The sequence below is a fragment of the Burkholderia sp. AU4i genome (assembly GCF_000466765.1).
Lineage (GTDB): Bacteria > Pseudomonadota > Gammaproteobacteria > Burkholderiales > Burkholderiaceae > Burkholderia > Burkholderia cepacia.
Genome location: NZ_ASSI01000045.1, coordinates 20,766 through 44,899 on the forward strand (window position 1 = coordinate 20,766; position 24,134 = coordinate 44,899).

Sequence of the window (24,134 nt, forward strand, 5' to 3'; positions counted from 1 at the left end):
CGGAGGACGGCAGCGTCGCTGGCGTGACTGAAACGGGTTCTGGGGCGCCAGCAGAGGGCGTAGCGTGGCGGGCGATGACGCTAGCCGCCCGCCCCGCCCGTGATGTCATGTCGATAGGCACGGGGAGAGCAACCCGCGATGCGCTTGAACGCATGTCCGAACGCGCTATCCGAGTCGTAGCCGAGCATTTGCGCAATTGCCGATATCGATGCGTTCGAGCGTCGCAGTTCCCGCATTGCGAGCTGCACGCGCCAGCGCAGTACGTACTCGAGCGGCCCGAATCCCAGCCGCCGCTTGAAGTGCAGCGCGAACGTCGACCGCGATACGTGGCAGCAGGTCGCGAGTTCGTCGACTGTCCAGCGTCGCGCGGGCTCCGCATGAATGGCGACAAGCGCCGTGCTCACCCGGGAATCCGCGAACCCGGCGAGCCATCCGACATCGCTGTTCGCGCCGTCGTCCACGTAGCGGCGCAGGATCTCGACCAGCATCATGTGGCCGAGATGCCGAACCATCAGCGACGCCCCCGGCGATGGTTTGCCGAACTCATGTGCGAGCCGCTGCAGCGCCCAGCGCAACACCGCCGCTTGTTCGGAGTCGCCGCTCACGACCACCACGGGCGGCAGGCTGCCAAGCAGCAGCGGCATGCCTTCCTCGTACGAGAAGCGGCCGCCGATCAGAAAGCAGTTCGCCGGTTCGCCATAGTGCGCGATGCCGTGTTCGACGTTCCGGTACACGTCGGCGGCAGGGACCGGCGTCACAGATGGATCGCTCGCCAGCGAAAATGCCCGCGGCGATGCGAGCAGGAAGCAGTCTCCCGTGCGCAGCCGGATCGGCGCCCCGGCGCCGTCGACGGTCAGCCAGCAACTTCCCTCGACAACCGCATTGAACTTGATTCCCTCGGGCGGGGGAATGGCAACCGCCCACTGGCCGCCCGCTCTCAGGCCGGTGAAATACGAGTCGCGCGTTTCCAGCAGCGACAGCACTTCCGACAGGGGATCCACGTTCACGCTCCGGACGATCTCGACGAAAAATCGGATTCTATTGCATTCACAGTCCGGGGGCGCCGCCGGAAAATGGCCTCGTGCAGTGACGCGACCGACAGGCGGGCGCGTGCTTCACGCATCGTTCCAGGAGCCTTCGATGACGAGCAGGCAACACCCCCTTCATTCCGGATTCGGCGCAGCATCGACGGCAAGCGACGTACTGGCCGGTCTCGACCTTCGTGGCAAGACCGCCATCGTCACGGGCGGCCATTCGGGCCTCGGCCTGGAAACGACGCGCGCACTGGCGCAAGCCGGTGCGACCGTTGTCGTCGGCGCACGGCACGTCGATGCCGCACGCGAAGCAACGCGCGGCATCGACGGTGTGGAGATTGCGGCACTCGACCTCGCCGATCTCGCGAGCGTGGCCGCATTCGCGGCGCGGTTCGTCGATGCGCGGCGCAACGTGGACATCGTCATCAACAGCGCGGGCATCATGGCGTGCCCGGAGACGCGCGTCGGCGATGGCCGGGAAGCGCAGATGGCCGTCAATCATCTTGGCCATTACGCACTCGTCAACGGACTGTGGCCCGTGCTGGCGCACGGCGGCGGCGCCCGCGTGGTCGCAGTGTCGTCGCTCGGGCACCGGCTGTCGCCGATTCGTTGGGATGACGTCCAGTTCGCACACGGCTACGACAAATGGCTCGCGTACGGGCAGTCGAAGACCGCCAACGCGCTGTTCGCGGTGCAGCTCGACGCGCTGGGCGCCCCGTTCGGTGTCCGCGCCTATTCGCTGCATCCGGGCAAGATCGCGACGCCGCTGCAGCGCCATCTGACACGTGAAGAGATGATGGCGCAGGGCTGGGTGGACGAGCACGGTGTGCCGGTCGATCCGACTTTCAAGACGCCGGCCCAGGGTGCCGCAACCCAGGTATGGGCGGCAACGTCGCCGCGCCTTGCGGCGATCGGCGGCATCTATTGCGAGGATTGCGACGTTGCGGTCGTTACGCAGGGACACGAGGAATTCGGCGTGCGGCCGCATGCGATCGATCCGGATGAGGCGGCGCGTCTGTGGGCGTGGTCCGCGAAGCTGACCGGAATCGATGCCTTTGCGGCGAGCCGCTGACGGCCGGGCGCGTACGAAGGAGGGCACAGGCACCGGCGGAGACAGCGCATGCGGCCGGCGCGAGATCCGCGCGCGGCCATTTAGTCAGGCGTCGCGCGAAGCGCGCAGCTCATCTCCGCGATCGGTATCGCGGAAAGCGAGTCGGGGTTCGAGACAAGTGCATCGAAGGTTGATGCGAGTTGGCTGATCGCGAAGCTTGAGACGGCGATTGATTCCAGTCAGGAGGGGGCAGTTCACGGCGGCCGATTACTGTGCATAAGTCAGAGGGCGGTAAGCAAGATCAGGCCGATGGTCGCATCCGCCGTGTCAACCGGGTCAGGTTCCGACGCCACCACGGTGCGCCGGCGCCCGATCGGGCGATCGCCCGTCGCGTATCCGCTCAAGTCGCTCGATCGCCTCAACGTGGCCTCAAACACGAATCGATCCGCTGCTGTTTGCCGATCCGAAGTGGATCGAGTCGTCGCCGTACACGAAACACACGGGTTGGACGCATTGTCGCGATTGAAACCGGCGAAGCGGCCCGCCGTTACCGGGCCGCGACGACGATTACCCTACTTCACGGGGGTGAGGACCGGTGCGCCTTTGTTCTTGATCAGGAACACGACGAATTTTGCCGGCTTCGTGCTGCTGGCATTTCGCCCGACCGTGTGGACGTCCTCCGGGCCTTCGTGGAACGTGTCGCCGGCATGGAGCGTGACCTCCTTGCCGCCGTTCAGGCCCATCACGATGCTGCCGTCGAGCACGTAGACGAAGGCGTGCGCGTCGTGACGATGAACGGGGTCGACGCTGCCGGGCGGATAGTCCACGACGATCATCTGGACTTCCTTGCCCGGATACTCGGGCAACGGCTCCGTGGTCAGCGGCGTGACCTTCGCGTGCGGTGCGGCGACGGCGGGCTGAACGGCCATCAGCAGCGACGATACCAGCGGCGCGAGTACGAGCATGATGCGTTTCATGTCGTCACTCCAGGTTGGCCTTGTCGAGCCCGAACATCTTGTCGAACGATCCCGGCACGATGCGGAATGCGACATTCAGCCGGTTCCAGCTATTGATGGCGCCCACGAGGACGGTGAGATCCGACAATTCCTGCTCGGAATAGTGTTCCCGTACGCGTGCGTAGAGGTCGTCCGGCACGCCATGCGCGGGGAGGCGGGTCAGTACCTCGGTCCATTCCAGCGCGGCGCGCTCGCGGGGTGAAAACAGCGTCGATTCGAGCCAGATCGCGACGTGGTGCAGGCGCAATTCACGCTCGCCATGAATCTTTGCCATCTTGATGTGCATGTCGACGCAGAATGCGCAGCCGTTGAGCTGCGATGCACGGATCTCGACGAGCTCGCGGACCGGCGCCTCGATCGTCGTCTTCTGAAACAGGCCGTCCAGCTCGATGAGCTTCCTGGTCAGTTCCGGCGATTGCTGAAAGTAGTTGATACGTTGCGTCATGATCTGTTCTCCTGATCGGTAGAAGCGGTGCCGCCGGCGCGTCGGATGGCGATTCGCCGCAGCACCTGCCCGGCAACCATCGTAATCGTGCGCCCCGGGGGCCAGTAGTACCGGCAAGGTGCGCACTCTGTTGCCGCTTCCGCACCAGTCGCTCATCATGCCGACGCGGCAATGAAGCCACATATGCCTTGTCGTGCCATCTTCGTATAAGGACAGAGACGTTCCGTGTCGCGCACGAGGCCTTCCGCGACGGGCAACTCGACACCCGGCATACGGACGGTGACGTTGGCAACCAGCGCATATCCGCCATCTACCGGATCGCGGCCGAACGAGACTTCGACGGCGACGGTCGTTTCCCGGATATCGACCCGCGCGCGTTGCGCCAGCAGGCTCAGCGCGCCGTGAAAGCATGCGGCGTAACCGGCGGCAAATAGCTGCTCGGGATTGGTGCCGCCGCCCGGGCCGCCAAGTTCGACAGGTACGCGCAGATCGAGGGCGAGACTGCCGTCGTCGGATTTCGCGACGCCCGATGCACGGCCGTGCCTGGATGTACCGCCAGAGACCGTGACCGTGGTCGTGTAGAGCGGGGCGAACTCCTTCCCGCGGTATTTGTCGAGCAGTGTCAGCGGCGGAGGTTGCAACCTCTCGTTCTCCATATGCCTCCCGGTTGCTGGTATGGCCAACGCGAACGTCTCTCGAACCTTGCGTATCGAGGCGCTGCATTGTTCTTCGAAGCGAATCAGCGCAACGGCGCAGCGCTTGCCTGCCAGTCAATCCCCACGAGTGCCATCCCGTCGATGGACCAAACGTACTTGCATGCTAGGCAAAGACGAGCCGACGCACCAGATCGACTCGGGATGCATGGTGTTGCCCGTTCCGCACCAATGCAGTCGATGGAAGGGGGGAGCGTGCAGGGCGGCCAGACCCTGGCTCAGGAACCGGGCCGCTCGATCAGATATCCCGCGTGCGCGGGATGACGACCGCCTGGCCGTGCAGTGTGCCGTCGGCGTCGAGTAGTTGCCACAGCGTGGCTTCCTCGATCATGAAGCGCTGGCCTGACTTGGTGACCCGCACGCCCTTGTAGCCCGCTTCGTAGCCGAGCCGCTGTACGCGTGCGAGGAATTGCTGCCGCTCCTCGCGATTCGGGGCCTCGGCTGAAAGTCGGGACGGCAGTCGGGTGATTTCATCCCAGTTGTACCCGAACCGGCGCTGCGCGGCCTTGTTGCCGTAAATAAAGACCGGGTCGGGATCCGTGTTGTGCGCGAGTACCGCGAACGGCGCATGCTCATAGAGCCATTCGGTAGCTTCGTCCACGTGCATGGCCTGAGGCACCAGGGGGCGGCCAAGCAGCCGAGCGTAGCTGTCGGCAAGGAGCTGAAAGAACGCTGGATTGCTGTGGAGTGGGATCATCTGGAACATCTCGACGGAGATCGTGGGCCCGTCTGCGCGACTGTATGGGTGCTTACGATACAGCATCCGCAGACTACTATTCCTGGTTAAATGATTTCCGCAACACGGACGATGACCCACGCCGCCGGAACGAGCGCCGCTTGAGCGCACAGCGTGCCGAGAACACGCGCGCCGGCGAGCGTCGTGATGGCCCGCCGAAAGCTGTTTTCCGATATCCGGCCTTCGATGACATCGTCGGTCATGACGGAAACCTGCGGGTCGATGACGACGGCCAGCACCACGGTCGCGAAGCCGTTGATGACGGACGACAGGTTCGCGCATGTCACCCTCAGGTCGGGTTTCAGGTAACCCGCATACAGCGACGCGAACACACCGACCGTCCAGATCGCCATGGCCGCCACGTTCAGCACGATGACTTTCCAGGACACGCCGGTGCTCGCGGTCAGTTGCGTGACGTTGTGGCGGGAAGGCAGTCGTGCGCCCACGCGAAGATAGTTGACGCCGGCGCGACTGCAGGCGTCCACCAGCAGCCGCGGAATCGAACGGTTCACCTGGAAATGTTCGACGGCGCGGCTGAAATAACGCTGGAAAGTCGGGATCAGGAAGGCGCCGGCAATGCTCGCCACGGTGGCGCTCAGCAGGAAGAGTCGAAAATCGGTGAGCAACCCGCTGCCCATCCGATGCGCAATATCCATTTCGACCCGCTTCGCGATGAACGGCCCCTGAAAGGAATTGGCCGTCCGGGAAACCAGCGCGATGATCCCGAACAAGGAGAACGACAAGGCGATCCGGCGCGTTCGAACGCCGGCAATCCGCACCGCATAGGCCAGTGTCGCGATCACATGGATGACGAATGTAAGCCCGCAAATGATCCAAAGCTGACTGTCCATGCTGTGACGGCGCGTGTGGCGGAGGCATGAGTGTACCCGAGCAAAGTACCGGCTCAGTTGTCGAGCGGCGCACGGTCTCGGGAGCGCAATGCCCGGTTCGTCGGGGATCTGGTCGGGAGGACGCGCGAAGCCGGCGCAGCAAGAGTCGTGACGCCGATTCCGGCCGCCCGCCGCACGAGCCGGGCGATACGCGCTGCTTCGGCGCATGAGGGCGCCATGGCGGTCACTGCGTGAAAAGCTGCTGCCCGGCGACGCCGATTGCCGTGTCGTTCATCGCGATCATCGGTTCCACGTCGAAGCCGGCGACACGCCATGCATCGATGCCGCCGGTGAGCGGCAAGGCGAGCTTGACGCCGGACAGCCGCAACTGCCTGGCCACCGATGCGGCAGACGCTTCGTGCGGACACGCGCAATAGATGACCAGCGTCCGGTTCGTTCCATAGCGCTCCATGATCTGGCGGGGCTGGTGTTCATTGGCGATCAGCGCGCCCGGAATGACAAACGGATCGCGCGTTCTCCCCTCGGCGGAACGGATATCGATCACGGCCGGCCGCGGCTTGTTCGCGAGCAGCGCATGCAATTCGGCCGCGCTGATCCGCGCGTTCCCGAGCGCATTTGCCATCATCTGCCTGCGGCAGTAGCCATACAGAAAGTACAGCACCGGGGCGATGCCGATCACGACGAGCGCTTGCCAGCCGAGACGGGCGACAGTCGCGAAGATCGCATCGATCTGCGACGCGAACAGCGTGCCGACGGCGAGGCCGATCGACGCCCACAGCGCAATGCCGGCGCAATCGTGCAGGACGAAGGCACGCACCCGGACGGCCATCGCACCGCAGAGCGGAACGGCAACGAGCGAAAGGCCGGGTACGAACCGTGCCACGACGAGTACGCGAACGCCCCAGCGTCCGAAAAAGCGCTCGGTCGTCGTGACGCACGCTTCGCGCGACGGCGACAGGCCGCAGACGGTGTGAAGCGTGCGCTTGCCGTACCGTTTGCCTCCCTGGAACCAGACCAGATCGCCGAGCAGGCCGCCGATCACGGCGGCACCCAGTATCGTCAGGAAATGCAGCAGCGTCGACGACCCGACATGCGTGACGAGCGCGGTGCCAGCACCTACCGTGATCAACGTCGGTATGGCAGGCAACGGGAGGCCGAGCGAAGACCCGAGCACGTTCAGGAATACGACCCATGTGCCGTACCGCGCGATCATTTCATGCGACATCATGATGCTCTCCTTGAGGCGTTTGCCGGCGCGACCAATGACGCGTGAAGACGCGACGCGGCGTAGATTTGCCGCGTGGTTTCGCGCGTTGCGCTTGCGGTGTCGTCCCTGTGCTCCGGAACGCATCGGGCAGCATGTACGGCCACCGTCAGCGCCAAGCGTAGGCGATGTAGTCGCGCGGCAGTAGCGCCGCGAAGGACCTCACCATGTTGTCTCGGCGACAACAATCGACGAAAGGTGGATTGCCCGGAGCAGGAAACAGGCAGGGAGCGCGATGCGGCTCGAACGACGGCATCGACGGCGGCACGTGCAGCGTGTAGTCGCGTCGAGCGGCGTCGGAAAGGCGCTGAGCGCCCTAAAGCGCAATGATCGTGCGGCTCGACGCTTCGCTTTCTTGTTCTCCGAGCATCGCCTTCAGGTCGCGCTCGATCGTGCTGCACAGCGTTGAAATGGGCACATCGTTCGCACCGCCTTCAAACGGGTTCTCGGTGCTTTCGCCCACCTGTTCGAGCGACGTATACATCCACGAGACGGCGACGCTGCACGGCACGACCAGCCATACCATGTTGCCGTGCATGAAGCCGCTCACGCCGTCGTTCAATCGATTGAATTCGTTCAGAAGACCGAACGGAAGCGAAAGGCAGAAGAACCGCACGAACAGCGAGCTGACGGTCGCGTACTGGCGCGGATAGGGGAAGTTCTTGAATCGCTCCGATCTCGACTGGAGATCGACGAAGTCCCCGATCGTCTTTTGAAGCTCCATGTAAAAACCCGAATTCAGCTGGCCGGCCTGGTAAAGCGTCTTGAGCGACGTACCTTGAAGGCTCAGCACGCATGTCGTGATGGAGGAGGACGACAGCGCCTGCGCCGTTTCCGCGGGAGACAGGTATTGGGGCAGCAGTTCCCCGATGTCCTTTTCCCATTCGGGAACACGATAGAAGCGGCGGTACTCCGCGTTGTAGCGTCTGGTCGTGCTTTCCCAGATCCTCGGGCGACGCAGGTCGTATCGCAGCGCGGTCAGCCAGGCGAGGTGGCGGTATACCAGCTTTCGGGCAACCTCTTCGTCCGCGACGAAGTCGCGCGCAATTTGTCCCCAGCGGCGGCTCTTGCTCAGGATGCCGGTCCAGATTTCCAGCGCATCCGCTGCACGGTTGTACGTCTGGACGTTCTTGAAGCCGACGATGAACGACGTGGCGGTGCCGAGGAGCACCACGATCGTCAGGGGGATCGACAGCCACGTGATCGAAAAGAACTTGTACAGCACGACCGGAACGGAACCGAAAATGAGCAGCTCGTAGATCTTCCAGCGCGTCCAGATCAGGAATTCCGATAGCTTGTACGATCTTCCGAGATGCATTTCATTTGCCTCATCGACGATTCAGGTGGGTGACGAAGGGGGGGCAGCAACGCACGAACTTCGCCGCACATCATGCCTGCGATCGATTCCGGTGACATGCGGTCGATTGGTGCCGCGCAGGCAACATCGTGAGCACGGTTGCGGATCTACTGCGCGCGTCCGCATCGCCCTACGATGATTTCGCGCGGCGGATGGCCGCGGTCGACATCAACCGAGGGCAATGATCATGTCGCAGAAAATCCTGATAGTGGGGGCCGGTTTTGCCGGCGTGTGGGGCGCACTGGGCGCGGCTCGCGTGCTGGACGCCGCCGGCGTGACGGGCAGTGATGTTGAAATCACGCTGGTTTCCCCGAAGCCGGAATTGCAGATCCGGCCGCGGTTGTACGAAAGCGGGCCGCAGCACATGGCCGCGCCGCTGCTGCCGCTGCTCGATGCCGTCGGCGTGAAATTTCTCGAGGGCAGTGTCGAGGAGATCGACGTTCGCGAGAAGACGGTCGGTGTTGCTTGCGCCGACGGCGAGAAGCGCCAGATCGCATACGACCGGCTGTTGCTGACCAGCGGCAGCAAGCTGAGCAGGCCGCCGGTGCCCGGGCTCGCGGAACACGCATTCTCCGTCGATTGCATCGAGGACGCGGTCGCACTCGACGCGCACTTCGCGACGCTCGCGAAACTGCCGGAATCGCCGGCACGCAATACGGTCGCGGTGGTCGGCTGCGGCTTCACGGGCATCGAGGTCGCCACCGAGTTGCCCAAGCGATTGCGCGAGTGGTTTGGCCCGGATGCGAAGAGCCGTGTCGTCGTGATCGGCGCGCAGGACGACATCGGCCCCGATCTCGGGCCCAATCCTCGCCCGCACGTCGCTGAAGCCTTCGATTCGCTGGGCGTCGAAGCCGTGCTCGGTTCGCGTGTCGTGTCGATCGCGGCCGACGGGGTTCGCACCGCATCGGGCACGCATATCGAAGCGATGACCGTGATCTGGGCAGGCGGAATGCGCGCCAGCCCGCTGGCGGCGCAAGTCTCGTCGCATCTCGACGCGCTCGGACGTGTCGCGGTCACGGCCGATCTTCGGGTCGCCGACGCACCGCACGTGTTCGTGGCGGGAGACGTGGCGCGGGCACGGTGCGACGACGACGGGCACGATGCATTGATGTCGTGCCAGCACGCGATCGTGATGGGGCAGTTCGGCGGACACAACGTGGCCGCGGATCTGATCGGTGTGCCGATGCTGACGTACCGCCAGCCGTTCTATGCGACATGCGTCGACCTTGGCGAGTGGGGCGCTGTCTACTCGGAAGGCTGGGATCGGCAGATCAAGCTGACGCGCGCGGAAGGAAAGGCGCGCAAGCAGATGATCAACACGCAGTGGATCTACCCGCCGGCGCCGAATCGCACCGACGCGCTGGCAGCGGGTAATCCGCTGGCATCGTTCGGCTGATCGGACGGCGCCCCGCGCGTGTCGCGAGATGCGCGGCGGGGCGTGCAGTCACGCGGCGGCGGTTGAAGGACGTCGGCGACCAAGACGCCGCCGCGGCACGCAAGGCGCCGATTCAGTCGACGACGGTCATGATGTTGACGGTGCCTTGCCGCGCCATCTTTGCATACGGGCACAGGCGCTCGGCGGTGCGAACCATTTCCTCCGCGACGCTGCGATCGACGCCCGGCATCCGCACCCGAACGTCGACGAGCAATGCAAAGCCACCGTCCATCGGATCGCGGCCGAACGACACCTGCACTTCCACGGCCGTCTCGGGGGCCTCCATTTCGGCGCGTTTCCCGAGCAGATTGAGCGCGCCGTGGAAGCACGCGGCGAACCCCGCGGCGAACAACTGCTCCGGATTGGTCCCGTTGCCGGGCCCGCCGAACTCGGCGGGCAGGCGCAGATCGACCGCGAGATTGCCGTCGTCGGAGCGGGCCACGCCGGATGCGCGCCCGTGTCCCGTCTCGCCGCCGGAAACGGTGACGGTCGTCGTGTAAAGGGGTTGAAAGTCACGGCCCCGATACCTGTCGAGGAGAGACAGCGAGGGGGCCTGCAGCTTCTTGTCATCCATGATGCTTGCTCGAGTTCAGCGACGCGCTTCGACGGTCGAAACGTCTTGCGAAGGGGGCTGCACGCCCCACGCGAATTGCGTCTGCCGCGAAGGGTGGGTGTCGAGCGATCGTGTGACGAATACGGCAATCGCCCGGTGCAGCCTGATTCCTGGTTCGTCCACGAAAGAACGACGTGTCCATGCTAGAGGCGTGCACATGGCGGCGGTATAGCCGTTCAGGGCGATTGTCTGTTTCCCGTCGGACACCAATCCGGAACCCGGCGCGACGGGCGCAGCTGCGAATTTCCGTGCGTCAGCGGTCCAGGCACGCGCGCAGCGTGTGCGCGTGACGGTGCGCTTCGGCCGCATCGACGACGTTCGCGAACCCGATGACGAGCCCGCGCGGCGTCTGCTGCGTGTGGCTGTTCGTATACCAGATCGAGAGCGGCAGGATCGCAAGGCCCGCTTCGCGGGCGCGCGCGGCGACGGCGACGTCGTCGACCGGCCCGTCGGGCCCGTCCGGGAACCGCACCGCGAACTGGATTCCGCCGGGCGGCAGCTCGACGATCAGCCGCTCGCCGAATGCCTGCCGCAAGGCGTTCACGATCAGCGTGCGCCGCTCGCCGTACAGCGTACGCATCCGCTTCAGGTGCCGGGCAAAGTGCCCCTGTTCGATGAAATCCGCCAGGGCGGCCTGCAGCAGTGTCGGCGAGCCGGCATTCATGCTGCATGCGACGCGGTCGACACGCTCTATCGCCCGCTCGGGCACGACCGCGTAGGCGAGCCGCAAACCGGGATACATCGCCTTGCTGAAGGTACTGCAATAGATCACGTGATCCCGGCGGTCGAGACTCTTCAGCGCCTGCAGCGGGCGGCCGAGATAGCGAAACTCGCTGTCGTAGTCGTCCTCGACGATCCAGCCCGACGTCTTTTCCGCCCAGTCCAGCAGCGCGATGCGCCGGGCCAGCGACAGGGTGTGCCCGAGCGGGCTCTGATGGGACGGCGTCACCAGCGCGAAGCGCGCGTGCGCGTCAAGCTGTTTGCCGCGCTCGACGTCGATGCCCTCGGCGTCCACCGGTACCGGAACGAGCTGCACACCGGTCTCGGACAGGAAGGTGCGGGCCAGCAGGTAGCCGGGGTCCTCGAACCATACGCGATCGTTCGGCCGCGCGAGGCTGCGCAGCACGAGTTCCAGCGTGGCGCGGTAGCCACCGGTGATGAACACCTGTTCCGGTACGCAGGTGACGCCGCGCGACAAGCCGAGATAGGTGGCGATGTGCTCGCGTAGCGGCCGGTAGCCGGCCGGGTTCGGGTAGCCGAGCAACGCGCGTTCGGCGCTGCGTGCACGGTGAGACACGAGCCGGTGCCACACCTTGCGCGGAAACGCGTCCAGTGCGGGGAGCCCCGGTTGCAACGGGCGCGGCTCGCCGCTCAGCGCGACCGCGATCGGCGGTGGCCGGCGCGGAGGCGGGTGCTCGCGCGACACGCCCGGCACCCGGAGGGCGTCGTCGTCGGGGCGCCATGCCTGTTCGTCGCCGCGCGCGGGCGTCGGCCGCGTCAGCGATTTCGGCAGGGACGGCGAGACGAACGTGCCGGCCGCGCCGCGCATCTGCAGATATCCCTCGTCGACCAGGATCGTGTACGCCTGCTCGACGGTGCCGCGCGCCGTGTTCAGCTGCGTCGCGAGGCCGCGCAGCGCGGGCACGCGGTCGCCGGGACGCAGATGGCCTGCCGCGATCGCGGTTCTGAATCGCTCGCAGATCTGCAGGTAGATCGGCAACTGATGGTGCCGGTCGATTTCGATGGTCAGGGCGGGCGTTGGGGCGGGCATCGCGGTCTCGTGGGCGGCGGGAGCGAACGGCATGGACCAGTCCGATCGACGATTCTTGGCACTGATGGATAGGACATGATTCTTCCACAATTGCGCCATGCGATGCGACGGTCATGACCGTTTTCATCGGAGGCGGCGCGCGTCACGTGCCGCACGCGTTCAGGAAAACCCTTTCGTCAGGAGATTTTGCGATGAAGATCGTTGTCATCGGTGGTTCGGGCCTGATCGGCTCACGCGTCGTCACGTTGCTCGGCGAGGCAGGGCACCAGGCGCTCGCGGCGTCGCCGCGCACCGGCGTCAATTCCATCACGGGCGAAGGCCTGACCGACGCATTGACGGACGCCGACGTCGTCGTGGACGTCGCGAACGCGCCGTCATGGGAACCGCAGGCGGTGCTGGATTTCTTCCGCACGTCGGCCCGCAATCTCGGCAAGGCCGAAGTGGCCGCAGGCGTGCGCCATCACGTCGCGCTGTCGATCGTCGGCTGCGACCGGATGCCGGAGAACGGCTATTTCGCGGCCAAGGTCGCGCAGGAACAGGCGATCGAGGCGGCCGGCGTGCCGTACACGATCGTGCGTGCCACGCAATTCATGGAGTTCATCGGCGGCATTGCGGATTTCGGCACGGAAGACGGGACCGTGCGCATCGGCGACGGACTGTTTCAGCCGATTGCCGCGGAAGACGTCGCGGCGCTGCTCGCGCAGATCGCGCTGACCGGGCCGCTGAACGGCACGGTCGAGATCGCGGGCCCGGATCGCGCGCCGTTCGCGGAGATCGTCGCGCGCTACCTGAAGTCGGTCGGCGACACGCGTGCGGTGGTGACCGATCGCGATGCCCGTTATTACGGCGGCCGTGTCGAGGAACGATCGCTCGTGCCGCTCGGGGCAGCGCGACTCGGCAGCATCGGCCTGGACCGGTGGCTCGCGAGAAGCTGATTCGCGTGTCGAAGGTGGGGGTGCAGGCGTACGCCTGCGACGGGCAGTCGGGATGGGCGGGATGTCTGGGGGCAGCGGAAATGAATCGATCGGATACGTCGGAGCACGGCGTTCGTCGCGACTTGCCAGGGCGCGCCGACGCATTGTCGGCCAGCTTCGGTGCAAGCTACGCGGGCATCCTTGCGTTCGTCGCGGTGGCGAGCGAGGGGAGCTTCACCAAGGCCGCCGAACGTCTCGGCGTCGGCCGGCCGGCCGTGAGCCGCAACGTCCAGAAGCTGGAGGCGCAGTTGAGCACGCGGCTGTTCCAGCGGACCACGCGCATGACGGAACTGACCTGCGAAGGCCAGCGATTCTTCGAGAACTGCCGCCAGGGCGTGGCGCAGATCGTCGAAGCGATGAACGACATGCTGGAACTGCGGGAGGGGCCGCCGCGCGGCCTCATCCGGATCAGCTCGGCGGTGGGCTTCGGCCGGAAGATCGTTGCGCCGCTGCTGGAAACGTTTGCGAAAGCCTACCCCGACATCGTCATCGATCTGCTGCTCGACGACCGGCCTGTCGATCTGGTATCCGAACGAATCGACGTGTCGTTCCGCAATGGACGCATCGAGGATTCGAGCATCATCGCCCGGCAACTGATTCCGATGCAGATGGCGCTCTGCGCGTCGCCGTCGTATGTGGCCAGGCACGGCCTTCCGCAGAGTCTGGAGGATCTGGGACGGCACGAGTGCATCAACTTTCGTTTCGCCAGCGGCCGCATCTTCGAATGGGAGTTCAACGTCGACGGCCGCGTGCAGAAATACCTGCCGAAGTCGCGGCTGACGTTCAACGACGCGGACCTGGTGCTGCGTGCGGTCCTGAACGGGTCGGGCATCGCGCAGATGGCGGGTTACCAGATCCGCGACCATATCGCTTCGAGCGAACTCGTCGTCGCGCTGGCGAAGCATGTGCCGGAAGATCGCGGCCACTACATCTGCTATCTCAGCCGGCAACATCTTCCGACGCGCATTCGTATCTTCGTCGACTTCATGACCGAGCAGATACGCGCACTCGACCTGAACTGCATGACCCGGTTCAATCCGGATGTCGCGGTTGCGCCGCCGGCCGGGCTCGCAGCGTGACGAGCCGGTGAAGGGCATCCACCATGGGCCGGGGCCGGTTCGTCAGGCATCGGCCGCGGTGAGCGGACGGCACGCGAGAAGCGTTCATGTCACGAACGAGACGATTGCGACGTCGCGGTTGTCACGCAGGGAAACGAGGAATCGGGCGCGCGACCGGCGCGAAACCCGTACGCGGCCGCTTACCCGCGCCCCGGCCGCAGCGCGCGGCCCATCTCCGCGATCGGCATCGAGACGATCGAGTTCAGCAGGCGCATTTCCCCGGCGTCGGGGCGCGCGACCTCGCGCACTTCGTCGAGCGTCTGCGCGACGCTGCGATCGAGCGGTTCGAGAAAGCGCCGCAGCTCGTTTTCGGCTGCCTTATCCCTGAGCCCGAGTGCGTTGCCGAACGCGACCAGCGCGCCCCGGTCGATGTCGGCGAAGCGCGTCGCCGCGCCGAGCGGCATCGTCAGTTCGCAGTGCGGCCAATGATCGCCGCGATGATCGGGCCGGTGCGTGGGCGTGTGATAGACGACCGTGCTGACGATGTCGTAGAACGGCGCGAGCCGGTAGCCGCGCGCGTCGACGAAGAACGACAGGTTCTTCAGGTGCGCGTCGCCGTTGCCGACCACCACGTTGAAGATCGTCCAGCGGAACACCGACAGGCGCGCCAGCGCGCGCGTGCTGGTCTGCCCGATCGCGCGGCCGAGTTCTTCCGCGTTCGCGCGCTGGTACTTGAAGCCGCGATCGTAGTTCAGCAACTGCATCGCATCGATCGTATGCAGGCGGGCGGCCGGCTCCGATGCGGTATCGCGGTCGAAACGGTCGATCACGTAGCACGCGGACGGCGCGCGCAGAAAGTGCACGTCGGGCACGTCGAGGCCCATCCGCTTCGCGAGCTTCATGCAGAAGAACTCGTTGATCGCCGAATGCGGATAGCCGGCGGCGCGCATGTCCGGTTTCAGCAGATGCATCGACGGTTCGCTGCCGACCGGCTCGAACAGCGCGTAGTCGGGCGCGTCGCCGCGCAGGATCAGCAGCAGCTTCTGCTGCGCGCCGGCCGCCGACATGCGCTTGGGCGCGGTGGCCGTCAGCGCGCGCTCGGGCATCGCCTGGATGCGGCGTTCGAGTTCGTCGAGCGGGAGCGGCTGCATGCTGCCGGCCGCTTCCTGCTCGCCTTGCGCGAGCAGCGTGAGCGCGCCGGCCGATTCGCGCCCGAAGTACGCGAGCAGGCCCCACGCGTCGGCGGCGTCGACCCTGGCCTCGCGCGCAAGCGACGTGCGCATGCCTTCTTCCGGCAGCAGGTTGTCGAAGAACCACTGGACCGGGCGATCGGTCGAGGTGTCGGTGAAGGTGCCGGCGCGCAGCGGGAAAGCGGGGGACAGCGGGTACGCGCGTGGCGATGCCAGCCACTGCGCGTCGTACGTGAACGACCAGACGCCTTTGTCGTCGGTCAGCGCGCCCATGCGCAACCCGTTCGCGGAGGCGATCAGCGTTCTACTCGCCATGGCGGCTCCTGCGGCGTTGCGCGGCCTTCAGCACGTTTGCCGCCGAAATCTCGATGGACGACTGCGCGAGCAGGGTGATGCCCAGTTCGCCGAGCAGCAGCAGGATCTTGCCGACCTGCGCGGTGGGTTTCCCGGCCTCCACCTGGCTGATGAATTTCGGCGAAAGCCCCGTGGCGTTCGCGAGTTCGTCCCGCGTGAATCCCTGCTGGAGCCGGGCCGCGCGGATGAGGTTGGCGAGTGCGCCGATCGTGCCGACGGGCAGGATCTCGTGCATGACGTCCTCCGTGCTTCGTATCTGATCGGGAACAGTATTGCACAACTCGTTGGCGCAGGCATCCATTCGTATCCGAACGGAAACGAATTGGTCGTGCCGGCAACGGAATATCCATTTCGTTCCCGATCGGGAACCGGATGTGCTGAAATGACGATCGTCGACATGTTCGTATCCGGGCGGATACGCGATGGATCGACGGAATGTCCCGAAGAAGGCCGGGGCCGCGCACGTCGCCATGGTTAGAATGACCGCCGCACGTCCGTTCATTCCATGGCCCGTCACCGGGTCGACACGCGCCCATGACCTTGCAAGAACTCGAAAAACTGATGCGAAGCCTGTTCGAGGATGAGAGCCTCGACATCGTCGCCGACACCGGCTACAGCCTTTCCTTCGTCGTGCCCGGCAAGGTCCGGGACGTCAAGGCCGCGCTGCTCGCGCGCACCGACCCGGCCGGATGGGACGGCGAGGCGATCCACTGGTTCTACCGGTGCGACGACGAGGACTGGGCGCTGTATCTGCGCTCGGTTCCGCATTCGGTGTACTGCATCGCGACCGTGCAGTCGCTGCATGCGCTCCACATGCAGAAGTACGAGGATGCGGCGCGGGTCACGCCGGAGCAGCAGGCCATCTACGACGCCGAGGAGGCACGGCGCCGTGAGGAGGCGGAAGCGCGGCGGCGGCGCGACACGCGCAACGAGCCGCTTGCCCCGCTCGGCGGGCCGTTCCACAGCGATGGCGAACGCGTCTGGGCCCGCACCGGCAGCGGGCATCAGTATCGCGCGCTCAACAACTTCGATCTGGGCAGCTTCCGGCACCTGGTCGACCACTTTGCCGTCGATGCGTCGGGGTTGCGCTACTACGCGGGCGGCGCCGCGTTCAGCTACGACGACGCAGGCGAAGGGCTCGTTGCCGACGGCGATGCCGCCACGCTGGAATCCCTGGGCGGCGGCTGGTATCGCGATGCACGGCAGGCTTACTACTTCGAGCGTGACATCTACGATTCCGGCCACCTGACCGTCGTCAAGGCCGACGTGGCGAGCCTGACGCATATCGGCGGCGCATACGCGCGGGATGCGAAACACCTGTTCTGCGCCGGCGTGCGCAAGCGCGGCATCGACGATCCGGCCCGCGTGGTGAGCCTCGGCTACCGGTATGCACGGCTCGGCGCGCAGATCCTTTACGACGGCAAGATCGTGACGAAGCCGGGGCGCGTCGACGTCGAGACCGCGCGCGGCGTCTTTCACGACATGCTGATCGACGCCGACGGTCACGTGCTGTGGGGGAAGAACTACCGCAAGCCGTTGCCGGGGATCGACGCACGAAGCCTGCGCTTTCTGAACGGGGCCTTTGCGGTCGACGACCGGCGCGTGTATTACCGCACCAATACGAACCTGGCCGTGTGCGAGGGCGTCGACCGTGCGAGCGTGGAGGTCGTGCCGCCGATCCGCATCCGCGACAAGCACGGGCTGATCGACATCCGGTATCCGGAGGGCATCGTGCGCGTACCCGACCCGTCGACGGAATCGTGACCGTCGCGATCGGCCGGGTTCGGGGTCGCCACGCGCGACCACGCCGCGCCGGGGTATCGCGCAATGGTGCGATGGTGCATTGGTGCAATGGCGCGCGACCATTCCCTGCACACGCATAACAAAAGCTGAAATCGGCTTTTCACGCACACCGGGGGCGTCCCTATACTTTGCGGTGCCGTACGTGCGCCGGTTCGCGGATGTCGCGATCGCACCGCGCAGCGGCATGCCCGAACTTCTCGTACAAGGAACCGCAGAATGACCGCCCGTGATGCCGTCGATCCGCGCGACGCGTTGCGCGACGCGCTCGCCGCACTGCCCGATCTCGCGAACGCGATCGGGCAGGATGCCGCGCAACGCGAGGCGCGTCGCGAATTGCCGTTCGACGGCTTCGCACTTTTCCGCCGCTCGGCGCTGGGCGTGCTGCGGATTCCGGTCGCGCGTGGCGGCCTAGGCGGCACGCTGGTCGATCTGTTCGACACGATCGCGACACTGGCCGCCGCCGATTCGAACCTCGCGCACGCGCTGCGGATCCACTACGACCAGACCGAGACGTTGCGGCTCTCGCCGCGCACGCCGTTCAACGACGTGCAGCTCGAGCGGGCACTGGCCGGCGCGATCTTCGGCGGTGCGTCGACCGAGCGCGGCACGTCGCGGCCGGGCGAGAACACCACCGTGCTGCGCCGGGACGGCGAGCACTATCGCGTGACGGGGCGCAAATACTATTCGACCGGCACCGCGTTCGCCGATTTCGCGCGCATCAACGTGGAAAACGAACAGGGCGACGCGGTCGCCGTGATCATTCCCGTCGCGCGCGAAGGCGTGCAGGTGCTCGACGACTGGGACGGCATGGGCCAGCGCATGACCGCGAGCGGCAGCCTGCTGCTCGACGACGTGCAGGTGTTCGCGGACGAAGTGGCCCCGCGCGACGGCTCGACGCTCGTCGGCCGCCATTGCGGCGCGCTGCGCCAGCTGCATCTCGTCGCGACGGGCGCGGGCATCGTGCGCAACGTGGTTGCCGATGCGCGTCGTTATGTGCTCGCGCACGGCCGCCCGGTGCTGCACAGCCCGGCGCCGACCGCGCGCGACGATCACTTCATCCAGCAGGTCGTCGGCGAGCTGTCCGCGCACAGTCACGCGATCGACGCGCTCGTGCGCGAAAACGCACGGGCGCTCGACCGTTCCGCCGACGCGATCGAGGCGGGCGATGCCGATGCGGACGCACGCGTGCTCGACAGCGCGCTCGCAACCGCGCGTACGCAGCTCGTCGTCAGCAAGCTCGCGCTGCACGCGGCCGAGCGGCTGTTCGAAGTCGGCGGGGCATCGGCGACGGCGCGCGAACACAATCTCGACCGGCACTGGCGCAACCTGCGCACGATCTTCAGCCACAACCCGCTGCTGCACAAGGCGCGCGTGATCGGCGACTACGACCTGAACGGCGTGACGACGCACCTCACCGAAGGCCGCGTGTTCTGACCTGGCCGTGTCGAAACCGTGAGTGCTGCGGCTTGCGATGCGTCCGCCGCCCGCGTCAGCGCCGCAAGCCGGCGGCGCGCAGCAGCGGCAGCACGCGCTCGCCGAAGAAGTCGAGATCGGGCTTGAAATCGTAGAAGCTCAACTGGATGCCGTCGATGCCCGCGCGGTGCAGCCGCACGATGGTGTCCGCGACTTCCTCCGGCGAACCCGTGATCGAGATGTTGCCGCCGATCGCGCGCGCGTCGGCCTGCGCGCGCTGTTCGAAGCCGCCTCGCCACGCATGCGCGTCGCTGTCGAAACGGTGGAAGCTGCCTTCGTCCGCATGCGCGACGATCGCGTCGCGATACGCGCGCGCTTCGGCTGCCGTTTCGCGGCAGATCACGAGCGGGTTGAGCAGCGTGCGGATCGTCCGGCCGCGCGCGGCGGCGGCCGCCTTCACGCGCGCGGTATGCGCGGGCAGGGCGTCGATCGCGCGTTCGGCGTCGGGGCCGGCCGGGCTCGTGACGAACACGATGTCCGAATAGCGCGCCGCGAACTCGATGCCCGCGTCGGAGCCGGTTGCGTTGATCAGCAACGGGCGGCCGTAGCGTGGTTTCGGCGTGACGAACGCGCCGCCCAGCCGCCAGCCCGACAGCGCGGGCGTGTAGCTGAAATTTTCCGGTTGCGCCCACAACTGCTGCACCGCGTCGACGAACTCGGCGGCCATCTCGTAGCGCCGGTCGTGCTCGATCCGGTTCCAGCCAAACATCTCGTGCTCGATGGCGCGATGACCGGTCACGACGTTGATGCCCCAGCGCCCGCGCGAGATGTGATCGAGCGTCGCGGTGAACTTCGCGAAATGCAGCGGATGCCACGGCCCGTACAGCACATGGCTCGTCGCGACCAGGATGATCCGCTCGGTGCGTGCGGTCAGCGCGGCCAGCGTCATGAACGAGTCGAGCGCGTGGCCGTCGAACACGCCGCCGTAACCGCCTTTCGGCAGCCATTGCGACAGCGCGAACACGAGATCGAAGCCGAGCGCTTCCGCGCGCGAGACCAGCTCGGCGTTGTAGTCGAACGTCCAGTCGGTCGTGCGCGGCAGCGTCGATGCGCTCCAGCCGCCGGCCTGGATCGGCAGGAACAGCCCGAGCATCAGCGGCTGCGCGAGCACGCGCGACACGGGGCTGTCGGGGAAATCCGCCGGCGAGCGGACGTCGACGAACGGTGACGTCGCGACCGGCGCGGCGACGGAGGGGGCGTTCATGATGGCTTCCTTGCGGGTTGGGCACGCACCGTACGGCAACGGCGGGTACGTGCGGCGGCGAATCGCCCGGGTGCGATGCCCGACGTGCCGGCGAGCCGACGCAGTGCCGCGCACCGGCTGCTGCGCGGCGCGCGGGGAGGGAGCCGGTCATCGTCGAACGCGTATCGTGCCTGCGGGCAGCACGCGGGAAACTCACGGGAAACGCCCATTCTCGGCAACCGGGCACGGCGCGGCAAACAACGATTCCCGCTTTGCTTATCGCGCCGCACCTCACCGCATCGCACCACACCCGCTGCGCATGCCGTCAGAACTTCACGCGCAGCCCGCTGACGAGCGCGACCTGGCGGTTCGTCGACGACGCGCTGCCGATGTTCGAGATCGCCGCGATCCTGCGATAACCGCCAGCCGTCGCCGTGCTCGCATCGCCGGCCGCGAGCTGGTAGATGCCCGACACGTAGATATCGGTGCGCTTCGACAGCGCATAGTCGAACCCGAGCGTGAACTGGTGCCAGCGCGGCTTCAGCGTCTGGCCGCCGGTGCCCGGCAGGCCGCTCGCGCGCCCGTCGGTGAACGTATAGACGCCGATCAGCGTAGCCGCCGGCGTGATCTGGTAACGCGCGTTCACGTCGTAGTTGTTGAACTTGCGCGACGAGCCGTCGAGATAGTTGAGCTGCGTGTGGCTCCACGCGAAGCCGAGCGTCGCGCGGCCGAGCGCGTAGTTCGCGCCCGCCACGCCGATCTGCTGCTTGAGCACGCCGCCGTTCAGCCCGTAGAAGAACGCGCCGCTGTAGTCGTTGCCGGTGGTCGAGGTCGCGCCGCCCACCGCGCCGGTCGTATTCGACGTCGCATTCGGGTGATTGAGTCGCACGTAACCGCCGCCGACCGACAGCGGCCCGTTCACGTAGTTCGCCGACACGCCCCACGCATTGTTGTTCGAGAAGCCGGTGCCGGCGCCGCCGTTCGCCTGGTTGCTGAACGCATAGAGCAGGTCGGCCGTGAAGCCGGCGATCGTGTCGCTGCGGAACTTCACCGCGTTGTTCAGGCGGAAGCTCTGGTTCATGTTGTCGTTGTCGCCCACGTGCGTGGCCGGCGACCAGAAGCCGGACCCCGAGTACTGCGCGACGAGATCGGTGATCGGCTCGTACTGGCGGCCGAAGGTCAGCGTGCCGATGCCGGACTTGGCGAGGCCGACGTACGCGGAACGGCCGAACAGCCGGCCGCCCTGGCCGAGCCCGCCGTCGCTCGGCCGGAACCCGCTTTCGAGCGTGAAGACCGCCTGCAGGCCGCCACCGAGATCTTCGACGCCTTTCAGGCCCCAGCGGCTGCCGCTCAGCTTGCCGCTCGTCTGCTGGATGTTGCTCGCGCCGCCCTGGTTGTTCGTATAGGCGAAACCGGCATCGACGACGCCGTACAACGTGACCGAACTCTGCGCATGCGCGCTGACCGAACCGATCGAAACCAAACCCAGGACTACCGTTTTTTTGATCATGACTTTCCTCTGTTTTTTTGAGTACGACAGTGAGGAGCACGATGCTATTGACGCGGGTCGAACCGGCGAACGGCCGATCCGTGGTTTGTAAATCGCTGCGCGGCCGATTTGTAATGTGCGTTGCTGCAAGTCCGGCATGTGCGTCGCGATCGCGTCCGGCACCCCTGCTGCGGCGAACGCATCGCTCGAACGGCGAACGTCGGGCGCCGGCTACCCGCGGCCGCCGTCATATCGATCGATGAAATGGTTCGATATCCGCAATGTCAGCGATGCAACGGGCGATGCATTTACGCAACGGCCGTCTGTGCGGCGCACGATCGATGCGCTACGCGCGCCGGCATATCGATTTCGCAAAACGTTGGTAGGGCGGTGCGACGCGCAACGGTAGAGTCGGGCATCCGGCCAGGGGCCGGCCTGCTCCGGGACCACGACGGCGCCGACGTGCGCACGCGTCCCGGCTGAACAACGAACACGGGAGCCGTCTGACATGAGTCGCGATGTACTGTTTTTGCTGGAACCGGGCTTTGCCGATCCGAAGCATCCGGGCCAGCGTTTCGTCTGTCCGCACGGACTGTCGATCGAGGGGCTGCTGGCGAGTGCGCCCGAGCAGGCCGGCCGCATCGACGTGAAGCGCGTTGGCTTCGAGCGGCCGCGCCACGCAGTGATCGAGGCGCTCGACGATGCGCACCAGGGCTTGCCGGTCCTTGTGCTCGGTCGCGACCAGCCGGCGCCGGACGACGCGCAGACGCTCGGCGACGTGCGGTTCGTCACCGACGCGCGCCGCATCCTCGAACTGCTGGCCGAGCGCCACGGGTTCCCGGTGCTGCATTGATGCAGCCGCGCGGGCTTCCGCTCAATTCGCAACCGATCGACAGGAGGATTCGATGGCGTCAACGTCGGCGGCGCGCCGCCGCCTGATTCTTGCCGGCGCCGCGGCCGTGGCGGCGCCGTTCGCCGCGAAGGCCGCGTTCGCCACGCCGGCCGTCAACGCCGATCTCGCCGGCACGACGTTGCGCGTCGCGACCTACAAGGGCGGCTGGCGCGCGCTGCTGCAGGCGGCCGGCCTCGGCGACACACCTTACCGGATCGACTGGCGCGAACTGAACAACGGCGTGCTGCACATCGAGGCGCTCAATGCGGACGCGCTCGATATCGGTTCGGGCAGCGAAATTCCGGCCGTGTTCGCCGCGCGCCAGAAGGCCAGCGTCCGGCTCATCACCCGCGTGCGCGAAGACCTGAACAACCAGGTCACGCTCGCACGCAAGGACACGCCGATCCGCAGTATCGCGGACCTGAAGGGCAAGCGCGTCGGCTACGTGCGCGCGACGACGTCGCACTACTTCCTGTATCGCCAGCTCACGGAAGCTGGCCTCGGCTTCGACGACATCCAGCCGATCAACCTGTCGCCGACCGACGGGTTGTCGGCCTACGATCGCGGCGACATCGACGCGTGGGCGATCTACGGCTACAACGGCCAGCTCGCGCGCAATCGCTACGGCGCGCGCGTGCTGAAGACGGGGAAGGGTTATCTGTCGGGCAATTTCCCGGTGTACGCGAACCCGCGCACGCTCGACGATGCGCGCCGTCGTGCGGCGACGGGCGATCTGCTGCTGCGGTTCCGGCGCGCGTATGCGTGGGCGAACGGGCATTTCGCTGACTACGCGCGGGTGCAGAACCAGGAGACGCGCGTGCCGGTGGCCGATCTCGTCGCGATGTTCGACCAGCGCAGCGAAGACTATGCGCTGCTGCCGGTGACGCCCGACGTGGTGGCGCAGCATCAGCAGGTCGCGGATGTGTTCGCGCGGATCGGCGTGCTGGATGGGCCGGCGAATGTCGCGCCGTTGTGGGATACGTCGTTCAACACGCTGGTGGCATCGGCGTGATGCGATGCGCCGGGAAGACTCGCTCGTGAGCCGGCGGCTTCAGGCCCGACGCAGGTTTGGTCGGGCGCGGCGGTCCGGCGGGATCAGGCGAACGTCGTCGCGACCATGATGCCGAACACGAGCCCGAGCGCGATCCCGCAGAGCCGGCCGTAGATCGACGCGCGCACGTTGTCGTCGAGCACGAACGGCGAGCGCTTGTGCTTCCACACCGTGCTGAATGCGACCGGGCGGGTCAGCAGCGCAATGCAGGCGAGCAGCACCGGCGTGGCGATCAGCATCGCGATGCGCTGCCCGTTCCAGTCGACGCCGTGCATGGCGAGCGACACCAGCGCGGCGAGCGGCACCTCGACGCACAGGCCCAGCAGCGAGCCGTTGACGAATGAATCTCCCGGGGTCTGGAACATGATCGGTCGTCGCGTC

Annotated in this window: 23 protein-coding genes; 8 read left to right on the forward strand and 15 right to left on the reverse strand. The window is 66.3% G+C overall.

The genetic code is table 11. The features are described from left to right. Window positions 1–80 precede the first annotated feature (80 nt). Window positions 81–1,001 carry an AraC family transcriptional regulator gene (locus L810_RS09735; protein WP_021158217.1) on the reverse strand — a complete coding sequence of 307 codons (921 nt, stop codon included), beginning with the start codon at window positions 999–1,001 and terminating at the stop codon, window positions 81–83. 139 nt (window positions 1,002–1,140) lie between these two features. Between L810_RS09735 and L810_RS09740 the strand changes: the two genes are divergently transcribed. After that, entirely contained in the window at window positions 1,141–2,106 is a 966-nt protein-coding gene (locus tag L810_RS09740; protein WP_021158218.1) for an SDR family NAD(P)-dependent oxidoreductase, read from the forward strand. Between the two features lie 551 nt (window positions 2,107–2,657). Here L810_RS09740 and L810_RS09745 read toward each other — a convergent pair. The 7 genes from L810_RS09745 to L810_RS09775 form a co-directional block, all read right to left on the reverse strand. Further along, window positions 2,658–3,062, reverse strand: coding sequence for a cupin domain-containing protein (locus L810_RS09745; RefSeq protein ID WP_021158219.1), 405 nt, complete (start codon window positions 3,060–3,062; stop codon window positions 2,658–2,660). A 4-nt stretch (window positions 3,063–3,066) separates the two neighbouring features. Beyond that, window positions 3,067–3,546: a carboxymuconolactone decarboxylase family protein gene (locus L810_RS09750; protein ID WP_021158220.1), complete on the reverse strand. Its 480-nt coding sequence runs from the start codon at window positions 3,544–3,546 to the stop codon at window positions 3,067–3,069. 155 nt (window positions 3,547–3,701) lie between these two features. After that, the gene (locus L810_RS09755) at window positions 3,702–4,202 is read right to left on the reverse strand and encodes an Ohr family peroxiredoxin (RefSeq protein WP_021158221.1); all 501 of its coding nucleotides are present in this window, start codon (window positions 4,200–4,202) and stop codon (window positions 3,702–3,704) included. Window positions 4,203–4,497: 295 nt separating this feature from the next. Further along, entirely contained in the window at window positions 4,498–4,956 is a 459-nt protein-coding gene (locus tag L810_RS09760) for an MEKHLA domain-containing protein (RefSeq protein ID WP_042973952.1), read from the reverse strand. Between the two features lie 86 nt (window positions 4,957–5,042). Further along, window positions 5,043–5,846 carry a lipid II flippase Amj family protein gene (locus L810_RS09765; protein ID WP_021158223.1) on the reverse strand — a complete coding sequence of 268 codons (804 nt, stop codon included), beginning with the start codon at window positions 5,844–5,846 and terminating at the stop codon, window positions 5,043–5,045. Between the two features lie 223 nt (window positions 5,847–6,069). After that, a complete protein-coding gene (locus L810_RS09770; RefSeq protein ID WP_021158224.1) occupies window positions 6,070–7,074 on the reverse strand; it encodes a DedA family protein/thiosulfate sulfurtransferase GlpE in 1,005 nt (334 codons plus the stop codon). A gap of 352 nt (window positions 7,075–7,426) precedes the next feature. Continuing rightward, window positions 7,427–8,428 carry a bestrophin family protein gene (locus L810_RS09775; RefSeq protein ID WP_021158225.1) on the reverse strand — a complete coding sequence of 334 codons (1,002 nt, stop codon included), beginning with the start codon at window positions 8,426–8,428 and terminating at the stop codon, window positions 7,427–7,429. Between the two features lie 226 nt (window positions 8,429–8,654). Between L810_RS09775 and L810_RS09780 the strand changes: the two genes are divergently transcribed. Further along, window positions 8,655–9,863, forward strand: a complete 1,209-nt coding sequence (locus tag L810_RS09780) for an NAD(P)/FAD-dependent oxidoreductase (RefSeq protein WP_042973955.1) — start codon at window positions 8,655–8,657, stop codon at window positions 9,861–9,863. A 112-nt stretch (window positions 9,864–9,975) separates the two neighbouring features. Here L810_RS09780 and L810_RS09785 read toward each other — a convergent pair whose 3' ends face one another. Beyond that, window positions 9,976–10,476 (reverse strand): Ohr family peroxiredoxin, encoded by a 501-nt coding sequence (locus L810_RS09785; protein ID WP_021158227.1) that lies wholly within the window; start codon window positions 10,474–10,476, stop codon window positions 9,976–9,978. A gap of 292 nt (window positions 10,477–10,768) precedes the next feature. After that, window positions 10,769–12,286, reverse strand: coding sequence for a MocR-like pyridoxine biosynthesis transcription factor PdxR (pdxR, locus tag L810_RS09790; RefSeq protein WP_042973957.1), 1,518 nt, complete (start codon window positions 12,284–12,286; stop codon window positions 10,769–10,771). 191 nt (window positions 12,287–12,477) lie between these two features. Between pdxR and L810_RS09795 the strand changes: the two genes are divergently transcribed. Together L810_RS09795 and L810_RS09800 are read left to right on the forward strand one after the other, a co-directional pair. Beyond that, the gene (locus L810_RS09795) at window positions 12,478–13,221 is read left to right on the forward strand and encodes an SDR family oxidoreductase (RefSeq protein ID WP_042973921.1); all 744 of its coding nucleotides are present in this window, start codon (window positions 12,478–12,480) and stop codon (window positions 13,219–13,221) included. An 80-nt stretch (window positions 13,222–13,301) separates the two neighbouring features. Beyond that, complete coding sequence (locus tag L810_RS09800; RefSeq protein WP_042973922.1) at window positions 13,302–14,339, forward strand: LysR family transcriptional regulator; 1,038 nt, start codon at window positions 13,302–13,304, stop codon at window positions 14,337–14,339. A 179-nt stretch (window positions 14,340–14,518) separates the two neighbouring features. Here L810_RS09800 and L810_RS09805 read toward each other — a convergent pair whose 3' ends face one another. Both L810_RS09805 and L810_RS09810 read right to left on the reverse strand, forming a co-directional pair. After that, complete coding sequence (locus L810_RS09805; RefSeq protein WP_021158232.1) at window positions 14,519–15,823, reverse strand: HipA domain-containing protein; 1,305 nt, start codon at window positions 15,821–15,823, stop codon at window positions 14,519–14,521. Beyond that, window positions 15,813–16,097 (reverse strand): helix-turn-helix domain-containing protein, encoded by a 285-nt coding sequence (locus tag L810_RS09810; RefSeq protein WP_021158233.1) that lies wholly within the window; start codon window positions 16,095–16,097, stop codon window positions 15,813–15,815. The genes L810_RS09805 and L810_RS09810 overlap by 11 nt, the downstream gene beginning before the upstream one ends. 299 nt (window positions 16,098–16,396) lie before the next feature. On the opposite strand from L810_RS09810, the gene L810_RS43900 reads away from it, so the two are divergent. Together L810_RS43900 and L810_RS09820 are read left to right on the forward strand one after the other, a co-directional pair. Continuing rightward, window positions 16,397–17,626 (forward strand): DKNYY domain-containing protein, encoded by a 1,230-nt coding sequence (locus L810_RS43900; RefSeq protein WP_021158234.1) that lies wholly within the window; start codon window positions 16,397–16,399, stop codon window positions 17,624–17,626. Window positions 17,627–17,881: 255 nt separating this feature from the next. Beyond that, on the forward strand, window positions 17,882–19,099 hold the full coding sequence (locus L810_RS09820; RefSeq protein ID WP_021158235.1) for an acyl-CoA dehydrogenase family protein: 1,218 nt from the start codon (window positions 17,882–17,884) through the stop codon (window positions 19,097–19,099). Window positions 19,100–19,154: 55 nt separating this feature from the next. Here L810_RS09820 and L810_RS09825 read toward each other — a convergent pair whose 3' ends face one another. Both L810_RS09825 and L810_RS09830 read right to left on the reverse strand, forming a co-directional pair. Further along, window positions 19,155–20,342 (reverse strand): LLM class flavin-dependent oxidoreductase, encoded by a 1,188-nt coding sequence (locus L810_RS09825; protein WP_021158236.1) that lies wholly within the window; start codon window positions 20,340–20,342, stop codon window positions 19,155–19,157. Between the two features lie 304 nt (window positions 20,343–20,646). After that, a complete protein-coding gene (locus L810_RS09830; protein WP_021158238.1) occupies window positions 20,647–21,831 on the reverse strand; it encodes a porin in 1,185 nt (394 codons plus the stop codon). A 487-nt stretch (window positions 21,832–22,318) separates the two neighbouring features. Here L810_RS09830 and L810_RS09840 point away from each other — a divergent pair, with 487 nt between their 5' ends. Further along, entirely contained in the window at window positions 22,319–22,663 is a 345-nt protein-coding gene (locus L810_RS09840) for a DUF3088 domain-containing protein (protein WP_021158240.1), read from the forward strand. Between the two features lie 52 nt (window positions 22,664–22,715). Further along, a complete protein-coding gene (locus tag L810_RS09845) occupies window positions 22,716–23,714 on the forward strand; it encodes an ABC transporter substrate-binding protein (RefSeq protein WP_021158241.1) in 999 nt (332 codons plus the stop codon). An 83-nt stretch (window positions 23,715–23,797) separates the two neighbouring features. On the opposite strand, the gene L810_RS09850 is transcribed toward L810_RS09845, so the two are convergent. Continuing rightward, window positions 23,798–24,118, reverse strand: a complete 321-nt coding sequence (locus L810_RS09850) for a hypothetical protein (RefSeq protein WP_027792604.1) — start codon at window positions 24,116–24,118, stop codon at window positions 23,798–23,800. Between the last annotated feature and the right edge of the window lie 16 nt (window positions 24,119–24,134).